At 63.6% G+C, this 18,848-nt stretch carries 15 protein-coding genes; 9 read left to right on the top strand and 6 right to left on the bottom strand.

All coding sequences use genetic code 11. The annotated features are described in order from the left end of the window. Positions 1-80: 80 nt before the first annotated feature. The 3 genes from PRZ03_RS10440 to PRZ03_RS10430 all read right to left on the bottom strand — a co-directional run bounded on the left by PRZ03_RS10440 (position 81) and on the right by PRZ03_RS10430 (position 3,840). The gene (locus PRZ03_RS10440) at positions 81-1,010 is read right to left on the bottom strand and encodes a branched-chain amino acid ABC transporter permease (RefSeq protein ID WP_273600248.1); all 930 of its coding nucleotides are present in this window, start codon (positions 1,008-1,010) and stop codon (positions 81-83) included. Between the two features lie 9 nt (positions 1,011-1,019). Continuing rightward, the gene (locus tag PRZ03_RS10435) at positions 1,020-1,805 is read right to left on the bottom strand and encodes an ABC transporter ATP-binding protein (RefSeq protein ID WP_273600247.1); all 786 of its coding nucleotides are present in this window, start codon (positions 1,803-1,805) and stop codon (positions 1,020-1,022) included. A gap of 88 nt (positions 1,806-1,893) precedes the next feature. Beyond that, positions 1,894-3,840 carry an AMP-dependent synthetase/ligase gene (locus PRZ03_RS10430; protein ID WP_273600246.1) on the bottom strand — a complete coding sequence of 649 codons (1,947 nt, stop codon included), beginning with the start codon at positions 3,838-3,840 and terminating at the stop codon, positions 1,894-1,896. Between the two features lie 274 nt (positions 3,841-4,114). On the opposite strand from PRZ03_RS10430, the gene PRZ03_RS10425 reads away from it, so the two are divergent. Beyond that, positions 4,115-4,516: a 5-carboxymethyl-2-hydroxymuconate Delta-isomerase gene (locus tag PRZ03_RS10425; RefSeq protein WP_273600245.1), complete on the top strand. Its 402-nt coding sequence runs from the start codon at positions 4,115-4,117 to the stop codon at positions 4,514-4,516. 36 nt (positions 4,517-4,552) lie between these two features. On the opposite strand, the gene PRZ03_RS10420 is transcribed toward PRZ03_RS10425, so the two are convergent. Then, positions 4,553-5,179, bottom strand: coding sequence for a GNAT family N-acetyltransferase (locus tag PRZ03_RS10420; protein WP_273600244.1), 627 nt, complete (start codon positions 5,177-5,179; stop codon positions 4,553-4,555). 313 nt (positions 5,180-5,492) lie between these two features. Here PRZ03_RS10420 and pepF point away from each other — a divergent pair, with 313 nt between their 5' ends. From pepF to PRZ03_RS10380, 8 genes are all read left to right on the top strand, one after another. Further along, the gene (pepF, locus tag PRZ03_RS10415; protein ID WP_273600243.1) at positions 5,493-7,385 is read left to right on the top strand and encodes an oligoendopeptidase F; all 1,893 of its coding nucleotides are present in this window, start codon (positions 5,493-5,495) and stop codon (positions 7,383-7,385) included. Positions 7,386-7,547: 162 nt separating this feature from the next. Next, positions 7,548-9,596, top strand: coding sequence for a sensor histidine kinase (locus PRZ03_RS10410; protein ID WP_273600242.1), 2,049 nt, complete (start codon positions 7,548-7,550; stop codon positions 9,594-9,596). Positions 9,597-9,756: 160 nt separating this feature from the next. Then, positions 9,757-10,653, top strand: coding sequence for a recombinase RecA (locus PRZ03_RS10405; RefSeq protein WP_273600241.1), 897 nt, complete (start codon positions 9,757-9,759; stop codon positions 10,651-10,653). Next, a complete protein-coding gene (locus PRZ03_RS10400; protein ID WP_273600240.1) occupies positions 10,607-11,953 on the top strand; it encodes a Y-family DNA polymerase in 1,347 nt (448 codons plus the stop codon). Before PRZ03_RS10405 ends, PRZ03_RS10400 begins: the two co-directional genes overlap by 47 nt. After that, positions 11,953-15,096: an error-prone DNA polymerase gene (locus tag PRZ03_RS10395; protein ID WP_273600239.1), complete on the top strand. Its 3,144-nt coding sequence runs from the start codon at positions 11,953-11,955 to the stop codon at positions 15,094-15,096. Before PRZ03_RS10400 ends, PRZ03_RS10395 begins: the two co-directional genes overlap by 1 nt. Positions 15,097-15,333: 237 nt before the next feature. Beyond that, positions 15,334-15,741 carry a TerB family tellurite resistance protein gene (locus tag PRZ03_RS10390; RefSeq protein ID WP_263534562.1) on the top strand — a complete coding sequence of 136 codons (408 nt, stop codon included), beginning with the start codon at positions 15,334-15,336 and terminating at the stop codon, positions 15,739-15,741. A 48-nt stretch (positions 15,742-15,789) separates the two neighbouring features. After that, positions 15,790-16,176 carry a hypothetical protein gene (locus PRZ03_RS10385; protein WP_273600238.1) on the top strand — a complete coding sequence of 129 codons (387 nt, stop codon included), beginning with the start codon at positions 15,790-15,792 and terminating at the stop codon, positions 16,174-16,176. A 17-nt stretch (positions 16,177-16,193) separates the two neighbouring features. Next, a complete protein-coding gene (locus PRZ03_RS10380; RefSeq protein ID WP_273600237.1) occupies positions 16,194-16,664 on the top strand; it encodes a CopD family protein in 471 nt (156 codons plus the stop codon). Here PRZ03_RS10380 and PRZ03_RS10375 read toward each other — a convergent pair. Next, positions 16,648-17,733 (bottom strand): extracellular catalytic domain type 1 short-chain-length polyhydroxyalkanoate depolymerase, encoded by a 1,086-nt coding sequence (locus PRZ03_RS10375; protein ID WP_273600236.1) that lies wholly within the window; start codon positions 17,731-17,733, stop codon positions 16,648-16,650. The two genes, PRZ03_RS10380 and PRZ03_RS10375, sit on opposite strands and share 17 nt — an antisense overlap. Positions 17,734-17,835: 102 nt before the next feature. Further along, entirely contained in the window at positions 17,836-18,789 is a 954-nt protein-coding gene (locus PRZ03_RS10370; RefSeq protein WP_273600235.1) for a helix-turn-helix domain-containing protein, read from the bottom strand. Positions 18,790-18,848 lie beyond the last annotated feature (59 nt).

Here is an 18,848-nt window from a genome sequence, read left to right as displayed (position 1 = left end):
TCTTCTGACTCCGGCCGCTCACTGCGTTCGCTTAACTTTGCCGCGCAAAGTTAGCCTGCGCCGAAAGATCATTGACCGCGTCATACGCGGTCAATGATCTTTTCACCGAACATTCCTTGCGGTCTGAACAGCAAGAACAGCAGCGCCAGCACATAGGCAAACCAGATCTCGATGCCGCCGCCCAAATGTGGGCCGATATAGACCTCGCTGAGTTTTTCACCCACTCCGATCACCAGGCCGCCGATGATGGCACCGGGCACCGAGGTCAGCCCGCCCAGGATCACCACCGGCAAGGCCTTCAGCGCCACCAGCGAGAGCGAAAACTGCACGCCTAACTTGCTGCCCCAGATGACGCCGGCCACCAGGGCCACAAAACCGGCCACGCTCCAGACAATGACCCAGATAGTGGACAGCGGAATGCCTATCGACTGCGCCGCCTGATGATCATCGGCCACCGCGCGCAAGGCGCGGCCGGTCGCCGTCTTCTGGAAAAACAGCGCCAGCAAGGCCACCATCACGGCAGCGATCAAGGCGGCATAAAGATCTTCCTTGTTGACCAGCAGCCCGCCCTCGAAAGTCTTCTCAAACAAAAATATCGGGTCCTTGGGCATGCCAACATCGATCTTGTAGATATCCGAGCCAAACAACGATTGACCCAGGCCTTCGAGGAAATAGGTCACCCCCAAGGTGGCCATCAAGAGCGTGATGCCCTCTTGATTGACCAGATGGCGCAGTACCAGGCGCTCAATCCCCCAGGCCAAGCCAATCATCAACAGGAAGGCCAGGCCAAAAGCCAGCGCATTGACCGCAACGGGGTGGCTGAGGCCCGTGAGCCCGGGGATCCATTCGGCAAAACGCGCCATCGCCAGGGCCGCGAACAGCACCATCGCCCCTTGGGCGAAATTGAACACGCCGCTGGCCTTGTAGATCAAGACAAAACCCAAGGCGATCAGCGAATAAAGCATGCCGGTCATCAGGCCGCCAAAGAGTATTTCAAGAAATGCACCCATCGGTCGCTTTCAGTGGCTGGTGCCAAGATAGGCACTGATCACGTCGTCATTACGCCTTACCTCAGCGGGCGTGCCGTCGCCAATCTTCTTGCCGTAATCCAAGACCACGACACGGTCAGAAATGTCCATCACCACGCCCATATCGTGCTCGATCAACACAATCGTGCAGCCGAACTCGTCATTGACGTCGAGGATGAAGCGGCACATATCCTGCTTCTCCTCGACATTCATGCCCGCCATCGGCTCATCCAGCAGCAAGACCTGCGGTTCCATCGCCAAGGCACGCCCCAGGTCGACACGTTTTTGCAGGCCGTAAGAGAGCCGCCCAACAGGCGTCTTGCGGTAGGCCTGAATCTCCAGAAAGTCGATGATGCGTTCGACCTTCTCGCGCTGCTCGTTCTCCTCTCGCTCGGCCGGCCCCCACCTGAGCGCCTGCCAGAGCAGATTGCGTTTCATATGCAGGCTGCGCCCGGTCATGATGTTGTCCAGCACGCTCATGCCCTTGAACAGGGCCAGATTCTGAAAGGTGCGCGCCACGCCCATCTCGGCCACCTGGCGTGAATTCATATGCTTGAAATGCTGGCCGCGCAAGGTAATTTCGCCTTGCTGCGGCTGATAGACGCCGTTGATGCAGTTCAGCATCGAGCTTTTTCCCGCGCCGTTGGGGCCGATGATGGCGCGGATTTCATGCTCGCGCACATCAAAGGAAATGTCGGTCAGCGCCTTGACCCCGCCAAATGCCAGCGAGATGTTTTTGACCTCGAGGATGATGTCGCCGATCTTCTTGCTGCTCATATCAACGTCCGCCGGGCCGCCCCAAGGGCGTTGAGCGCCCCCTCGGGGGGCTGAGAAGCGGCGTAGCCGCAAACGTGGGGGCAAACATTCAGGCGGCCCTCCCGACCGAGGCGAATGTCTTCGCATCGACGATCTTCAAATCGGCCGATATCGAGCCACTGCGCCCATCCTCAAACTTGACTGCGGTCTCAATGAACTGCGATTGGCGTCCGTCATACAGCGCCGAAATCAAAACCGCATATTTCTCGGCAATCGCACTGCGCTTGACCTTGCGGGTGCGGGTCAACTCGCCGTCATCGGCATCCAACTCCTTGTGCAAAATCAGCAAGCGCGCGATCTGGCTGCCGGCCAAGGCGCTGTCCTCGGCCAAATCTGCATTGACCTGCTCCACGCAGCCTCGGATCAACTCATAGACCTCGGGCTTTTGCGCCAGATCGGTGTAGCCGGCATAGGACAGATTGCGCCGCTCGGCCCAGTTGCCGACCGCCTCGAAGTCGATATTGATAAAGGCGCAGACGCTGGCACGCTGGTCGCCAAAGGCCACCGCCTCCTTGATGAAGGGGAAGAACTTCAGCTTGTTCTCCACATATTTGGGCGCAAACAGGGCGCCGTCAAACGGGCCGCCGGCCATGCGACCGACATCTTTGGCGCGGTCGATGATCTTCAGATGGCCATGGCCGTCGATAAAGCCGGCGTCACCGGTGTGATACCAGCCCTCGGGCGTCAAGGCCTCGGCCGTGGCGCCCGGATTTTTGTAATAGCCGCTGAACAGGCCGGCCGACTTGACCAGGATCTCGCCGCCCTCGGCGACCTTGATTTCAACCCCATCGATGGGCACGCCGACCGTGTCGGCGCGGGCCTGATGATCGGGCTGCAGGCAGACGAAAACCGCCGTCTCGGTCGAACCGTAGAGTTGCTTCAAATTAATGCCGATGGCACGGTAGAAGCTGAACAAGTCCGGCCCTATCGCCTCGCCGGCCGTATAGGCCACGCGCACCCGTGAGAAACCCAGGCTGTTGCGCAGCGGGCCGTAAATGGCCAGATTGCCCAATGCGTATTTGCAGCGGTCCACGAGACCTACGGCCTGGCCGTCCATCAAGCTGGGGCCAACCCGCCGCGCCAGGCGCATGCAGCGCTCAAACAAATAGCGTTTGAGGCGGCTCGCGTCTTCCATCCTGATCGATACGCTGGTCAATAGGCCCTCGAAGACGCGCGGCGGCGCGAAGTAGTAGCTCGGGCCGATTTCCTTCAGGTCTATGGTCACCGTGCTGGCCGACTCGGGCGCGTTGACCACATAGCCGCAGACCAACCACTGCGCGTAGCTGAAGATGTTTTGGCCTATCCAGGCCGGCGGCAAATAGGCCAGGACTTCTTCGCTTGATGTCAGTTTGTCAAAGCGCGCGCCGGCCTGTGCCCGGTCGATCAGGCTCAGATGGGTGTGGACGACGCCCTTGGGGTTGCCGGTTGTGCCCGAAGTAAAGAACATCGCGGCGCTGTCGCCGGGCTGCGTGGCCGCCACCTGCTCGGCAAAGAAGTTGGGGCGCTCTTTGGCATGTTCGCGGCCGGCCGCACAAAGCTGATCCAAGGACGCCAGGCCGGGCTCCACATAGCTGCGCAGGCCGCGCGGCTTGTCGTACCAGATGCAACGCAGCTGCGGGCATTGTTCGCGCAGCTCCAGCATCTTGTCGACCTGCTCTTGGTCCTCGACCACGGCATAAGCAATTTCGGCGTTAGCCAACGGAAACACAAATTCGGCGGCAACCGCGTCGGAGTACAGCGGCACCGGGATCGCCCCCAGGACTTGCGCGGCCAAGACGGCTGCGGACAAGCGCGGCCGGTTCTCGCCCACCAGCGCAATATGGTCACCCCGGCGCAAGCCGGCCGCCGCCAGACCATGCGCCAGCTCAGCGACCAAGGCCTCAAGCTGACGCCAGCTGAGCGTTTGCCAGATGCCGTACTCCTTCTCGCGCAGCGCCGGCGCTTGCGGGCGCTGCGCTGCATGCTCGATCAAGAGCCGGGGGAAAGTCGTCGCCACGGTGCTGGGCCTCCTTGTGAAACGGGGCGCCCAAGTTTGGGGCGCTGTGTTCATCAATCAGGCACTATCCTAGTTCGCTGCGGGCACAGCTTTGTCTCTACAGAGCAAGGGACTTCCCTGCCGCGTAGTTTCCCTAATCCCTTTGCGCCTCTCGGTGCTTGACAAGCATTCCCCCTGCGCTGGCGCAAGCGCCCTGGCGCGCAATCGAAGAAAATCCGCAGCTTGCCGCCAGCGCGCTCACCCCGAGCCGCTGCCGCATCGATTGAAAGTCACCATGCCCCACCTGACCCTCGAATACACCAGCAACCTCCCCCTGTTCAAGGCCGCTGACGCGCTATTGGCGCTCAACAAGCTGCTGCTGAACAGTGGCGAATTCGAGGCGCTAGACATCAAGAGTCGAGCCATTCGCCTGGACACCTATTTGGTCGGCACGCATGTCAGCAACCACCCAGACAACCAGGCCTTTGTGCATGTCAAGCTGGCCTTGCTGAGCGGGCGCTCGGCGCAGCTCAAGCAAACCCTCTCGGCCGGCCTGCTGCAGGTCTTGGAACAGGCCTGTGCCTGGCCCAAGACCCAGTCGGTACAGCTCTGCGTGGAGTTGCAAGACATTGAGCGCGCGAGTTATGCCAAGGCGAGTTATGCCAAGTCCACCGGCCTGGGGGCGGCCGAGCTTTAAGCAGGCGCGGGGCTTAAAGCCTCGCCTCGGCCCCGCTCAAGCACCAAACGGTGTGGGCTGGGGCTGCACCTTGGGCAGGCCGGCAAAGCGCGCGGCGCTGAGTTCGTAGACCAAGCTGGGTGGCTGGCCCGGCACATCGGCCAGCGCGCTTTTCAACAGCATGCCCAGGCGCTCCAGCGTCTTGCGCGAGGGCGTGTTGGCCGGCAACACGACGGCCAGCACATGGGCTTGCCCAAGGGTGTTGAAACTCAGGTCCAGCGCCTTCAAGGCCATCTCGGAGGCGAAGCCCTGGCCCCAAGCTTGCGGGCGGAAGCGGAAATACAGATAGGGGCCGCTGACGCCGTCGACGGTCTTGTGCATCACGCCACCAAAGCCGAGCACGACATCGGGCTGCTCGCGCGCGCTGATCACCCAATAGCCAAAACCATTCGTCTGCCAATGATCAAGCCAGCCCTGCAACAAAACCTGCGCTTCGTCGCGACCCACCAAGGTGGCGCTGGCGCTGCAGCGGGTGCAAACCGGATCGGCATGCAACTCGAACACGGCCTCCAGATCGTCGGCCCTTGGCGGGCGCAGCAAGAGGCGCGAAGTGGCGGCGTCCCCGAAGGCGGCAAAAGCCACTGCTGGCGCCGAGGCCGCCTCAAAATCTTCTGTCAACGCCATCTAAGCTCGCCTTCGAATCAACGACCAGGAATGAAGAACTGGTGAAAACCCTAAGATTACCCCAGCCCAAGACTTGCGCGCCCCGGATCGCCGGATTTACCCCCCTCATCTGCAGGGTGGCTGCGGCATAGACACAACAATGCACCAAGGGCGACAGACCCGCCGCTGTCACCCGAAACCCGGCGCTGCTGCCAACCACGCCGCGCAAGCATGACGAAAGCCTGCACAGCACGGGCACTGCACAATGGCGGCCGTTGCCGGCCGCAAGCTGGCGCCCACATCATCAAAACCGCCATAAGCGAAGAGACAGTCCATGAAATTAAGCGCTATTGCCCTGGCCTCCGCCACCCTGCTGCTGCTCAGCAACGCACAAGCAGCCAGCACCCCCAGCAAGCCCGTCACCAGCAGCGCCAAGGCGCCCAGCACAGCCAGTGCGCAGCAGTGGGACTTGACCCAGCTCTACGCCGACGACGCCACATGGGAGGCCGAGCGCCAGGCCATCGCAGCCGAGTTCCCCAAGCTCAAGGCGCTGGCCGGCACGCTGGGCGAAAGCGCACAGAGCCTGCTCAAGGGCCTGGATTTGATGTCAGCGATGCAACGCCGCCTGTCACGCCTGCAGTCCTACGCCAGCATGAAGGCCGATGAGGACACCCAGATCACCGCCAATCAAGCGCGCAGCCAACTCGGCGACCAGATCTACAACCAGTACGGCGAGGCCGTCTCCTTCGTCAACGCCGAGGTGGCCGCGATGGGCCGTGCCAAGGTCGAGGGCTTCATTGCTGCCGAGCCAGGCCTGGCCAAGCACCGGCAGTCGCTGCAAACCATCTTGCGCATGGCCGAGCACACCTTGAGCCCCAAGGAGGAAGCACTGCTGGCCGCTGCCAGCGAAACGCTGCAGCAGCCGGGCCAGATCTACACCTTGCTGACCAATGCTGATCTGCCTTGGCCCAAGATCAAGATCCGTGGCAAAGACGTGGTGCTGGATCAGGAACAGTACACCGCTTACCGCTCCGACCCGGACCCGAAGGTGCGCAAGCAGGTCTTCGACGCCTTCTGGCCGGTCTACAAAAACTATGAGCGCACGCTGGGCGCCGTCTATGCCGCCAATTTGCGCGGCACGGTCTTCAACGCCAAGGCTCGCAACTACCCCAGCAGCGTGGCGATGGCGCAGGCCGAGTACAACATCCCCGAGGCCGTCTACCTGACCCTGGTGCAAGAGGCCAATGCCGGCCTACCCACCTTGCACCGTTACCTCAAGCTGCGCAGCAAGGTCTTGAGCCTCAAACAAGCCGGCTACCAGGACATGTATGTACCGCTGGCCAAGCCCGCCGGCGCCTACACCCAGGCCGAAGCCGAGGCTTTGACCTTGGCCGCGCTGAAGCCGCTGGGCGAGGACTACACGCAAAAACTCGGCGCCGCGTTCAAACAAAACTGGATGCACTCGCTGCCACAGCGCGGCAAGCGCTCGGGCGCCTATATGAACGGCGCCGCCTACGATGTGCACCCCTATCTCTTGATGAGCTACAACGGCGACTACAACAGCGTCTCGACACTGGCGCATGAGTGGGGCCACGCGATGCACACGGTCTACTCGAACTCGCAGCCCTATGAAACTTCGGGTTACGCGACCTTCATCGCCGAGATCCCGTCCACCGCCAATGAGCTGCTGCTGGCCGATTACATGGTGGCCAACGCCAAGACCCGCGACGAGAAGATCTTTGCGCTCAGCCAGCAACTCGAGAACCTGCGCGCCACCTTCTTCCGCCAGGCCATGTTTGCCGAGTTCGAACTGGCCGCCCATGCAGCGGTCGAAAAGGGCGAGCCCGTCACCGGCGAGAGCCTCAGCAAGATGTACCTGGATCTGCTCAAGCGCTACCACGGTGACGCCCAGGGCGTGGTCAAGATCGACGACATCTATGGCATCGAGTGGGCCTATATCCCGCACTTTTACCGTGATTTCTATGTCTACCAATACGCCACCTGCATCAGCGCCGGGGCCTTCTTTGCGGAAGGCATTGCCAAGGGAGACGCCGCCATGCTGGAGCGTTACTTCACCCTGCTCAAGGCCGGCAACTCCGCCGACCCCTATCCGCTGACCCGCGCTGCCGGTCTGGACTTGGCCACGCCGGAACCTTACCGTGCGCTGGTGCGGCGCATGAACCTCGCGATGGATCAGCTGGAAGGTTTGCTGGCGACCAAGTCCTGAGCGCTCACAGGCGCAGGAAACGAGGCGGGCGACAAGCACAAAGGCGTCGCCCGCCTCTAGGAACGCCCTGCCGAACGGTTTGACGAACTGCTATCCTTTCGCTCAGGGTGATGGGGCGTTCACCTCTAAGAATTTCTCGCATCCAACATTTGTTGCGTGAGCATGGCAGACCAAACCGACAGGACGGCCGAAGTTCTCTCTATGGGCAACAGCCCCGACATCGCCGCGACCCTCTCCCGCCTCGATTTCTACCTCGACAGCAGCGACCGCGCGCAAGTAGTGCGCCTGCTGCAGGACTTGCGGCTGCGCAATGACCTGAGCCCGGGCGATTTGATCAGCCTGAGCAGCCGTGAACTGCGCAACAGCATGCCGCACGGCGTCACGCAAGACATGGTCGATCAAGCATTTGCCTTGGTGGACCGCGCCGAGCAACTGTGCCTGACACAAGCTGAACAACGGCCGCTGGCCGATGCGCTGACCTGTCTCGCCCGCTTTCAGAGCAAATCACATCTGAGCGCGCTGGCGCTGGCCTCGCTGGGCCGAGCCGAAGCCATTTTTGAAGCGCTGCAGGATGCGGAGAACCTGTTTCGCTGCCTCAATCTGGCGGCCAAGATCCTGCATGACACCGAGATGTATCAGCAGGCCGTCGACAAGCTGGAACCCTGGGCGCATGACGCGCAGCGCCTGGCTGCATTAAGCACCGAGCAACGCTACAGCCTGCTGGTCAATTTGGCGGCCGCCTATTCCTTTTTGGACCGGCCGCTTGACGCCACCTACTGGCAGGAAATCCTCTATGCGGAGGCGCTGACGCTGGCCCAGCCGGCCCGGCTGTTCCGCGACGCGGTCAATCTGGCCAACCAGCGCCTGTGGGTCGGGCGTCTGGACGAAGCGCGGCAACTGCTGGCGGTGGCCGAAGCCACGCACAACGCTCACCCCATCAACAAAGAACAAGAAACCTTCCTTTTGCAAAACCACGCCCTGGTCGCCTGGAAATCGGGCCAGCATGCGCAGGCGATTGAGCTATTCCGGCAGGCCAGAGACTCGGCCCGCAGTCAGTCGCAATGGCCCATCCTGGGGCGCGCCTTGCGCCGCCGGGCCGAATGCGCTGAGGAAGCAGGCCTGTGGGAAGAAGCCCTGGCCGCCCGCAAAGAGCAGATGGAGTTGCAACAGTCACAACTGGCCGCCATGCGGCTGAACAATAGCAACAGCCTGCTGGGCATGTTGGGCCACGCCCGCACCCAGGCTCAGAACGAATACCTGCGCAAACAGGGCAATCAGTTGGAGTTGGAACTGGCCGAGCGCAACCACGAACTCAAACGCAGCCTGCTGCGCCTGCAAGACGAGATCGAAATACGCCGCCAAGCCGAAGCAGAGCTGAAAGCCGCGCGCGACGCGCTGGAGCTCAAAGTCGAGGAACGCAGCCGCGAGTTGGAGCATGCGATGCGCTTGCTGCTGGAGCGCGAAAAACAGGCGGCGCTGAGTTATCTGGTGGCCGGCGTGGCGCATGAGCTCAATACGCCCATCGGCAACGCGATCCTGGCCACCAGCACCATGAGCGACAGCCTGAGAGCGAATGTGCAGGCCTTTGATGAGAACCGCATGCGCCGCCAAGACTTGACGCAGATGCACAGGGCCATGGGAGAAGGCCTGGACATTGCCGGGCGCAGCTTGCACCGGGCGGGCGACTTGATCCAGCGCTTCAAGGCGCTGGCGATCGAACAATCGAGCCAGCAAGTGCTGAGATTCAATCCGCTGCAGGTGATTGAAAACACGCTGGCCGTGATGGCACCGGCCCTGCGCGCCAGCCAGATCGAGGTCGATGCCCAGGGTTTGCAAGCCGTGAGCTTGTGCAGTGACCCCGGCGCGCTCGGCCAAGTACTGGCTCAGCTGATAGAAAACAGCCTGCTGCACGGCTTTCAGGATCAAGCGCCACCGTGCCGCTTGTCCCTTTCCGGAACCGTTGATAATGGAAATTATGTCTTGCGCATCGAGGACAATGGCCGCGGCATAGCGGCCGAGCATCTCGACCATGTGTTCGACCCCTTCTTCACCACGCGGCTCGGCCAGGGTTCTTCAGGCCTGGGGCTGCATGCGGCATACCGCTTGGTCACACAGAGCTTGGGCGGCGAGATCAAGATTCTCAGCAGCGCCGGAGCAGGTTGTCAGGTCGAGCTAAAACTGCCCCTCCATATCCATCATCCCGCCGGCTGACTCCTGCCGCTGAGACACAGCCTGGCGTCACCAGGACAGCGCGCACGCCAAGCAAGGCCCTGACCGACCCTGGATATGAGGCACTCCTGCCGCCGCTCTTGCCAGCGGAGGGTATGGTCGTATACTGTATAAAAATACAGTAAATTGATTACCCCAAACCATGTTCGCCCCCGACCCCCAACGCTCGGCGCTGCCTGACGATGTTGGCGCCGCGGCAGCTTCAGCCGCCGCCAACAGCGCTCGCCTGGATGCTTTGCTGCGGGCGCAGGTCTGGCGCGCCAGCAGCTTGGGCTCCAGCCGCAGTGCCTGTGTAGGCAGCGGCTTTGCCGCGCTGGACGCCGAGCTGCCGGGTGGCGGCTGGCCAAGCCAGAGCCTGAGCGAGATCCTCTGCGACAGCGTGGCCACGCTGGAATGGCGGCTGCTGGCGCCAACGCTGCGCTTGCTGCTTGGAAGCCCAGCCAGCCAGGCCTTGCCAAGCGCAACGAGCAGGCTTAGTCGTGCATCAAACCGGCCCAAGGCCCTTCGCCCCGAGCGCCCGCTCTTGTTGATCAACCCGCCGCTCACGCCCCATCTGCCCGGTTTACAGCAAGCTGGGCTGCCGCCCCACCGGCTGATTTGGATTGCCCCCGAAACACCGGCCCAGCAGCTCTGGACGCTGGAGCAGGCGATCAAGGCCAATGCCAGCGCCGCCATCCTGGCCTGGTTGCCACGCGCCGCGCCCGAGCAAATCCGCCGCCTGCAAAGCTGCGCTCAAGTGATGGATGCGCCGATTTTTCTGTTCCGCCCGCTGGCCGTGCAAACGCAGCCCTCGGCCGCGCCGCTGCGTCTGTGTGTCAGCACCGGCTCGGGCTGGACGCTGCAAGTGCATGTGCTCAAACGCCGCGGCCCGCGCCACGAAGGGCTGTTGAGCCTACCGGCCATGCCGGCCGATCTGGCGCAGGTGCTGACACCGCAGATGCTGAGCCGGGCCCAGCCACAGATTCAGCTGCCCAATACCGTGGAGGCTCGCCATGCATTGGCTCGCCCTGCTCCCCAGCCCGCCATCAGCCACCGATGAGCCGCCGTCCTGCAGCGCTGACCCCGAACAAACCCAGCAAGCGCTGGCTTGGTGGGCGCTGCAGTTCAGCCCCAAGGTCGCTCGGCTCGAAGAAGCGGTGGTACTCGAAGTGCAAGCCTGCCTGCGGCTGTTTGGCGGCGCCGAGGTCTTGCACCAGCGGGTACGGCGCAGCGCCGTCCAGGCCGGCCTGAGCCTGCAAGCCCTCGCCTGGGCGCCGACCAGCCTGGCCGCGCTGGCGCTAGCACGCGCGGCCGTCAGCGACGGTCTTAGCCGGCCCATCGCAGAAGTCCTTGATGGCCTGCCCTTGCACTGTCTGAGCGCGGTGCAGGCGCAGGCAGCCATGCTGGCGCGGCTGGGCTGCCGCACGCTCGGCGATGTGCGGCGGCTGCCGCGTGCGGGCCTGAGCCGACGCTTCGGCAAGGCCTTGCTGCAGGCGCTGGATCAGGCGCTGGGCCTGCAGCCCGAGGCGCACGCTTGGTTGCAGGCGCCGGCCGAATTTGAAGCCAGACTGGAGCTGCCGCAGCGGGTCGAGAATGCGCAGCTCTTGCTTCAATATGTGCGCCATCTGCTTTTGCAGTTATGCGCCTGGTTGGCAGGTCGCCATGCCGGCATCCAGGCGCTGACCTTGCACTGGGAGCATGACGCGATGCGGGCTCGCGGTGTGGGCTGCGGCGGCTCGCTACAGATCCACACCAGCCACTGCACGCGCGACTTCGGTCACCTCTCGCGGCTCTTGGGCGAGCATCTGGCGCAGCTGAGGCTGGCCGCGCCGGCCGGTGAGATTCGCCTGCAAGCGGGCGAAGTCCTGCCCTTGATCGAGGCCAGCGCCAGCCTGCTGCCGGCCGCACCCGATCAGGCACTGGAGCCGCTGGCGCAATTGCTGGAACGCATCTCCGTGCGTTTGAGCCCCGAGCGGGTGCGCTGCGGCCATTTGCAAGAGGACCACCGGCTGGAAGCGATGCAACATTGGCAGGCCTGGGCGAGCAGCGGCGCAGCGCCCAGATCGGCCGTGCGTGGGCCAAGCTACCCGCAACCGAGTTGGTTGCTCAGCTGCCCACTGCGCCTGAGCGTGCATCAGGACCGCCCGCAGTACCAGCAAGCACCACTGCAGCTGCTGGCCGGGCCGCAGCGCATCGAGGGCGGCTGGTGGCAGCTTGATGCGACATTGCCGAATGGCCATGCTCAGGTGCAGCGCGACTACTTTCTCGCGCTGAGCGCCGGCCACCTCGTGCTGTGGGTGTTTCAGCAGCGCTTGTCCGAGTTCGAACATGGCTGGTTTTTGCATGGGGTGTTTGCGTGATGAACCTCATCAGCAGCTACGCCGAGCTGCATGCCCTGAGCAACTACTCCTTTCTGCGCGGCGCCTCGACGCCGGCCGAGCTGGTGGAGCGCGCGCATGCGCAGGGCTATGCGGCGCTGGCCTTGACCGATGAATGCTCACTGGCCGGTGTGGTGCGGGCGCATGTAGCAGCCAAATCCTGCGGTTTGAAGTTGATCATTGGCGCCGAGTTCCTTGTGCAAGATGAGACGGAACAGCCGCTGTTCAAGCTGCTGGTACTGGCACGCCATCTGAACGGCTACGGCAATCTCTGCCAGTTCATCACCGATCTGCGCCGAGCGGCCGACAAGGGCACGTACTGCCTGCGCTGGTCACAACTGCAAAAGCAGTTGCTGCCGGCCTTGGCCGATTGCCTGTTCATCGCCCTGCTGCCGCGCACGGCCAGCGACGCAGAGCTCTTGGCCCCGGCGCGCTGGCTGCTGCAGCAGGTGCCGGGCCGCGCCTGGCTGGGTGTCGAGTTGCTGCGCGAGCTGGGTGACGAGATGTGGTTGCAGCGCCTGCGCGCCTTGTCAGCGCTGACCGCCCTGCCCCTGGTCGCTTGCGGCGATGTACATATGCATCGGCGCTCACGCAAACCGCTGCAGGACGTGATGACCGCCACCCGGCTGAACAAGCCGATTGCCGACTGCGGCTTTGAGCTGCAGCCTAACGCCGAGCGTCATCTGCGCAGCCGCCTGCGCCTGGCCCAGCTCTACCCGGCCGAGCTGCTGGCCGAAACGCTGGTGGTGGCGGGGCTGTGCGATTTTTCGCTCGACGAGATCCGCTACCAATACCCCAGCGAGGTGATCCCCGCCGGCAGCACGCCGACGGCCCATCTGCGCGCGCTGACCGAGGCCGGGGTGGTGCGGCGCTGGCCCGGCGGCATAAGGACCAAACTGCGCAGCCAGATTGAGCATGAGCTGAGCTTGATCCATGAGCTGGGCTACGAGCATTACTTCCTCACCGTGGCAGATATCGTGCGCTTCGCGCGCGGCCGCGAGATTCTCTGCCAGGGCCGCGGCTCGGCCGCCAACAGCATCGTCTGTTATTGCCTGTTCATCACCGAGGTGGACCCGGCGCGCTCCAGCATGCTGTTCGAGCGCTTCATCAGCCGCGAGCGCAATGAGCCGCCCGATATCGATGTGGACTTCGAGCATGAGCGGCGCGAGGAAGTAATCCAGTACCTGTACCGCAAATACGGCCGCGAACGTGCCGCGCTGACCGCCGTCGTCATCAGCTACCGGCCGCGCAGCGCGATCCGCGACGTCGGCCGCGCTTTGAATATGGACGAAGCCTTGGTCGAAAAGCTCGCCAAGGACCACAGCGGCTGGAGCGAAGAGAGCCTGCCGGACGAGCGCCTGCAAGCTTTGCAGATCGAGCTGGGGCTGGACCCGAATGACCTCAAACTGCGCCAGCTGGTGCGCCTGAGCCGCCAGCTGATGGGCATGCCGCGCCACCTCAGCCAGCATCCCGGCGGCTTTGTATTGACCCAAGGGCCGCTGTCGCGCCTGGTGCCGATCGAGAACGCCAGCATGGCCGAGCGCACCGTGATCCAGTGGGACAAGGACGATATCGACGCGCTCGGCCTGATGAAGGTCGATGTGCTGGCGCTGGGCATGCTGAGCGCGCTGCGCCGCAGCTTCGACCTCATCAGCAGCTTGCGCGGCAAGTCTTTCGGCATCAAAGATGTGCCCGAGGGTGACCAACCCACCTACGACATGATTTGCAAGGCCGACACCATCGGCGTGTTCCAGATCGAATCGCGCGCGCAGATGTCCATGCTGCCGCGCCTTAAACCGCGCTGCTTTTACGACCTGGTGATCGAGGTCGCGCTGGTGCGCCCGGGGCCGATTGCCGGCGGCATGGTCCACCCCTATTTGAAGAACCGCGCGCTGCCGCCCGAACAGATCAAATACCCCAAGGACGAGTTGCGCGCGGCGCTGGAGCGCACCTGCGGTATCCCGATTTTTCAAGAGCAGGTGATGCAAGTGGCGATGATCGCGGCCGGCTTCTCGCCCGGCGAGGCCGATCAGCTGCGCCGCGCGATGGCGGCCTGGAAGCGGCCTGGTGATCTGGCCCGTTTCCACGAGAAGATCCTCACAGGCATGCGCGAACGCGGCTACCAGGACGAGTTTGCCGAGGCGATATTTCGCCAGATCAAGGGCTTTGCGTCCTATGGATTTCCGGAGTCGCATGCGGCCAGCTTTGCGCTGCTGACCTATGTGTCCTGCTGGGTCAAACGGCATGAGCCGGCCGCCTTTTTGTGCGCGCTCTTGAACTCGCAGCCGCTGGGTTTTTACACGCCCAGCCAGCTGGTGCAGGATGCGCGCCGGCACCAGATTGAGGTGCGCGCGGCCGACGTCAACGAGAGCGAGCAGATGAGCAGCTTGGAGACTCTTGAAGGCAGCCAGCAGCCGGCGGTGCGCCTGGGCCTGCATTTGATCTCGGGCCTCAGCAAGGCCGCAGCAGCTCGGATTGAGGCCGAGCGCCGCAAGGCCGGCCCCTTCAGCGACGCGCAAGACCTGGCCCTGCGCGCCGAGCTGGACCAGCAAGACATGCAGCAGCTCGCCGCCGCCGACGCGCTGATGTCGCTGGCCGGCCAGCGCCGCCAGCAGGTCTGGCAGGCCTCGGCCCTGCGCGCCCAGCCGCGGCTGCTGCAGGGCGCCTTCAGCGCAGATGAAGAGTTAGACCTGCCGGCAGCACCCGAGGGCGAGGAAGTGATCTGGGACTATGCCGCCTTGGGCCTGACCCTGCGCAGCCACCCGCTTAAGTTGCTCCGCCCGCGCCTGGCCAAACTCGGGCTGAAAAGCTCAGAGCAACTGCAGCATTGGCCGAATGGCCGCAAGGCACACACCTGCGGCATCGTCACCGTGCGCCAGCGCCCGCAGACGGCCCATGGCACGCTCTTCATCAGCCTGGAAGACGAAAGCGGCAGCGTGCAGGTGATCGTCTGGCCCGACATCTATGCCGAGCACCGCATCGTCGTGCGCGCCGCCCGGCTGCTGGCCGTGCACGGCGTCTGGCAGCATGAAAACGGCGTGAGAAATCTGATCGCCCGCAGCTTCGATGATTTGACGCCGCTGCTCGGACGCTTGGGGTTGGAGCGGAGCCGGGATTTCAAGTGAGGCGACCCGGAGCCCGCGCGAATTGATGACCGGCAAAGTGAACGGAGCTGACCTTGGTTCTTGCTCGTGAGGCCAGGCGTGAGGTTCGCATCACTTCTTATTTTCAGAAGCAAACATCAATAAAACACCGGTTTTTCCTTCATGTATCGGACCCATACTCCAAGACAGGCCTGAACCTCAATGCTTCGCTCAACGGATCAGGCCGCCCCACCTCGCCACTCATAAAGGACAAACACCATGCGTTCCTACCCTCGCAACAGCGCGGAAGCCGCCGCCCGCATCGTGGCCCTCGTGCTGATCGCCGATGGCAACGTCAGCCTTTCGGAGTTCAATGCACTGCAGCAACTCGACGCCGCAGGGCAGTTGGGCCTGGCGCCAGGCGGTTTGGGGCCTATCGTGCAATCGCTCTGCGAGGATCTGCTGGTGAATGCTTATGGCTCGGCCTCGATGATGTCCAGCGTAGACGAGCAAAGCATGGCCGCGCTGATGGCCGAAGTTGATGAGCCCTTGCTGCAGCGCAAGGTGCTGACCTTGGCCCTGGCGGCGGCGCGGGCCGATGCTCACCTTGCCGAGGGCGAGACCCTGGTTCTGGAAGCGGCCTGCCGGCATTGGCAGATCCACCTGGGGGACGCGCAAGCTGCCTAAAGCCCCGCCGTCACAAGTATTCCAAGAACTCAATCGACCCAAAATACTATGCTTTACGCCATCAGCTGGTTTGCCGTTCTCAGCCTCATTGGGCTCTGGTCTTTCGCCGCCTGGGCCTTCCATGCACTGACCCAATGGGGCTTGAGCACCAGCGGCGACTGGTCGGGCGCCACGGCGCCTGAAGGCTTCAATTTGCAAGAAATCCTAGGCCCATGGCTGCCGCCCGACTTGGCGCAAGCACTGACGGCGCTGCTGACCAGCTTGAAGCCGCTGTTTGAATCGCTGCTGAGCTTGGCGCCGGCCTTGGGCAGTGGGCTGAGCTTTTTGGTCTGGCTGGTCTGGGGTCTGGGCTGTTTCTTGCTGCTTATCGTCGGCGCTGCACTCCATGCCATGATCGCCTTGATGCGCCGCCGCACGACTGTTGGCAACACCTGACCCCTAAAAAGCACGCCATGATCTACGCCCTTCTCAAGACCCTGCACCTGCTCGCCATCATCGTCTGGCTGGGCGGCATGTGCTTCAGCTACTTTTTCTTGCGCCCGGCCGCCGCGCAGCTCGAAGCGCCGGTGCGAGTGCGCCTGATGCACGCCGTCATGGGCCGTTTTTTCAAAGCCACGTTGTGGGCTTCACTTTTGGTGCTGGGCAGCGGCGTGTGGATGCTGGGCCGAGTGGCCAAACAAGTGGTGCAGTCGGGCGGCGTCTTTCAGATGCCGCTGGCCTGGACCGTGATGGCCTTGCTGGGCAGCGTGATGGTGGCGATCTTTATGCACATCAAGTTCTCGCTTTACAAAAAGCTCTCGCGCAGCGTCGGCGCCGAGGACTGGGCTGCCGGCGGCCAGGCCTTGGCCCAAATCCGCAACTGGTTGGCCTTCAACCTCGGTTTGGGCACGCTGGTGGTCACCATCGTCACTTTGCTGCGCTGAACTGCTTGAGTACAAAGCGCCAAACCATGCGCGAAGCATCGGGCCCAAGCGGGTCACTGAAGGCCTGCGATTTGGCGCCGCCGCTCCAGGCATGGGCCAAACGATCGACCTCCACCCAGCTCACCACGGTGCGGGCGCCGAGTTTGTAGTCGGTCGTCGTCATCGCATAACGCTGGCCGCGTTGGCTGCGGCGCGCTGGGCCGACTTTCACATCAACATCAACATCAACATCGCCAGCGGCGGCAACGGCACTCAGCCGCGCTGCCGCGCACCAGAGCTGCACGGCAGCCTGCGCATTGTCGGGCGACACGACGCTGTCTTGGCGGCCATGGATCAGCAGCAGAGGCGGCCACGCCACGCCGCCCCTGCCGCCAGGCTTTGGCTCTGCCTTGGCATTTGCATGGCCTAGCTTGCGCCGGCCATGCATTGCTCCCAGGGCCGTCAAGCTTGAATGCGCCTCGCCCGGCGGCACCCCCGAATGCATCACCACCGCCTTGAAGCGCTCGGGGTGCTGCGTTGCCAACAAGGCCGCCATGCTGGCGCCGGCCGACATGCCGGCCACGGCCACGCGCTCTGGGTCCACCGGATAGAGCAGGCAGACCTGATCAATCGCCCGCATGATCAGCGCCACTTCCGCCTGCGCCTTGCCGGAGCGGGTAGCAAACCAGTTCCAGCAGCCTTGCGGATTGGCAACGAGATCTTGCTCGGGGTACAGCAGCAGACAGCGCTCGCGCGCCGCCAGCGCATTCATGCGCGAACTCTGCGCAAAGGAGCTGGCCGATTGGCCGCAACCATGCAGCATCACCAACAAAGGCAAGCGCTCCCCCGGCAGCACGCCGGGGGGCCGGTAAACCCGAAACTGGCGGGCGCCGCCTGCGCCCATGCTGACGCCGGGCAGCCAGTCACCCGGGCCGCCCGGCGCACGCGCACGTTTTGCGTGGGCCACTTGCACACTCTTGATCGACTGCTTGAGCGCCTTCGCGCCCGCCTGCATCTGGCTGCGCGCCGCCTGCCCGAAGCTGCGTTGCAGGCTGCGGGTCCAGACCGACATCAGATTTTTTCTCGCCATCACCCCGCCCTGCTGAACGATTGAATACTCTGTGCAGGCTCCCTGCGCCCATTCTCCTCAGCCATGTGACCGGCTCAAGTCAAAGCCAGCCGGTGCCATCAATCAGGCGCCCCGGAAGGTTTGTCGCCAGGCCGTCGGCGACACGCCAAACGTGGCCCGGAAATGCGTCCGCAGCGACACCGCTGAGCCAAAACCTGCCAACTCGGCGATCTGCTCGACCGATTGATCACTCCCCTCCAGCAGCACTTGGCTACGCGCCAGGCGCTCACTGAGCAACCAGGCGCCGACGGTCGTGCCTGTGAGCTGGCGAAAGTGCCGCGTGAAGCTACGACGGCTCATGGCCACACTGTCAGCCAAGCTGTCCAGGCTATGTGCCTGCCCCAGATCGGCGCGCACACGCTCGATCACTGCGGCCAAGCGGGTATCACGCGCCGTCTCCGGCAAGGGCTGCTCGATGAACTGCGCCTGCCCGCCCTGCCGATGCGGCGGCACCACCAGGCGCCGCGCCACACTATTGGCCGGCCCGATGCCATATTGGCGCCGCAGCAAATGCAGGCAAGCATCAATACCGGCGGCAGTGCCGGCCGAGGTCAAGACATCGCCCTCGTCGATATAGAGCACATCGGCGTCGACGGCCACTTGCGGATAACGCGCAGCAAAGTCCTGCGCATAGGCCCAGTGCGTGGTCGCGCGCCGCCCATCGAGCAAGCCGGCCTCGGCCAGCACATAAGCACCCAGGCACAGGCCCACCAGCTGCGCGCCGGCCTGGTGTGCCCGGTACAGCGCGTCGAGCAGCGCCTGCGGCGGGCGCTCCTGCGGGTCGCGCCAGCTCGGCACGATGACGGTGCGTGCGCCCTTCAGAGCTTCCAGACCGGCGTTCAAGCTCAGACCGAAGCCGGCCGTCGTCATCAAGCTGCCCGGCTCGGCGGCGCAGACCCGCAGCTCAAACGGCGGCGCGCCCGGATGCGACTCGCCAAACACAGCGCAGGGCACGGCCAGGTGAAAGGGGCTGATCTGATCAAAGGCCAGAACGGCAATCGGGTGGGTCTTCTTCATCGCCCCGAGGGTACAGGAGTTTGGCCCAACTCTATCGATGAATGGCTTTCAGGCCACTG

This window comes from Roseateles albus (assembly GCF_028595345.1).
Lineage (GTDB): Bacteria > Pseudomonadota > Gammaproteobacteria > Burkholderiales > Burkholderiaceae_C > Paucibacter_A > Paucibacter_A albus.
This window is presented reverse-complemented; position numbering and strand designations above follow the sequence as displayed.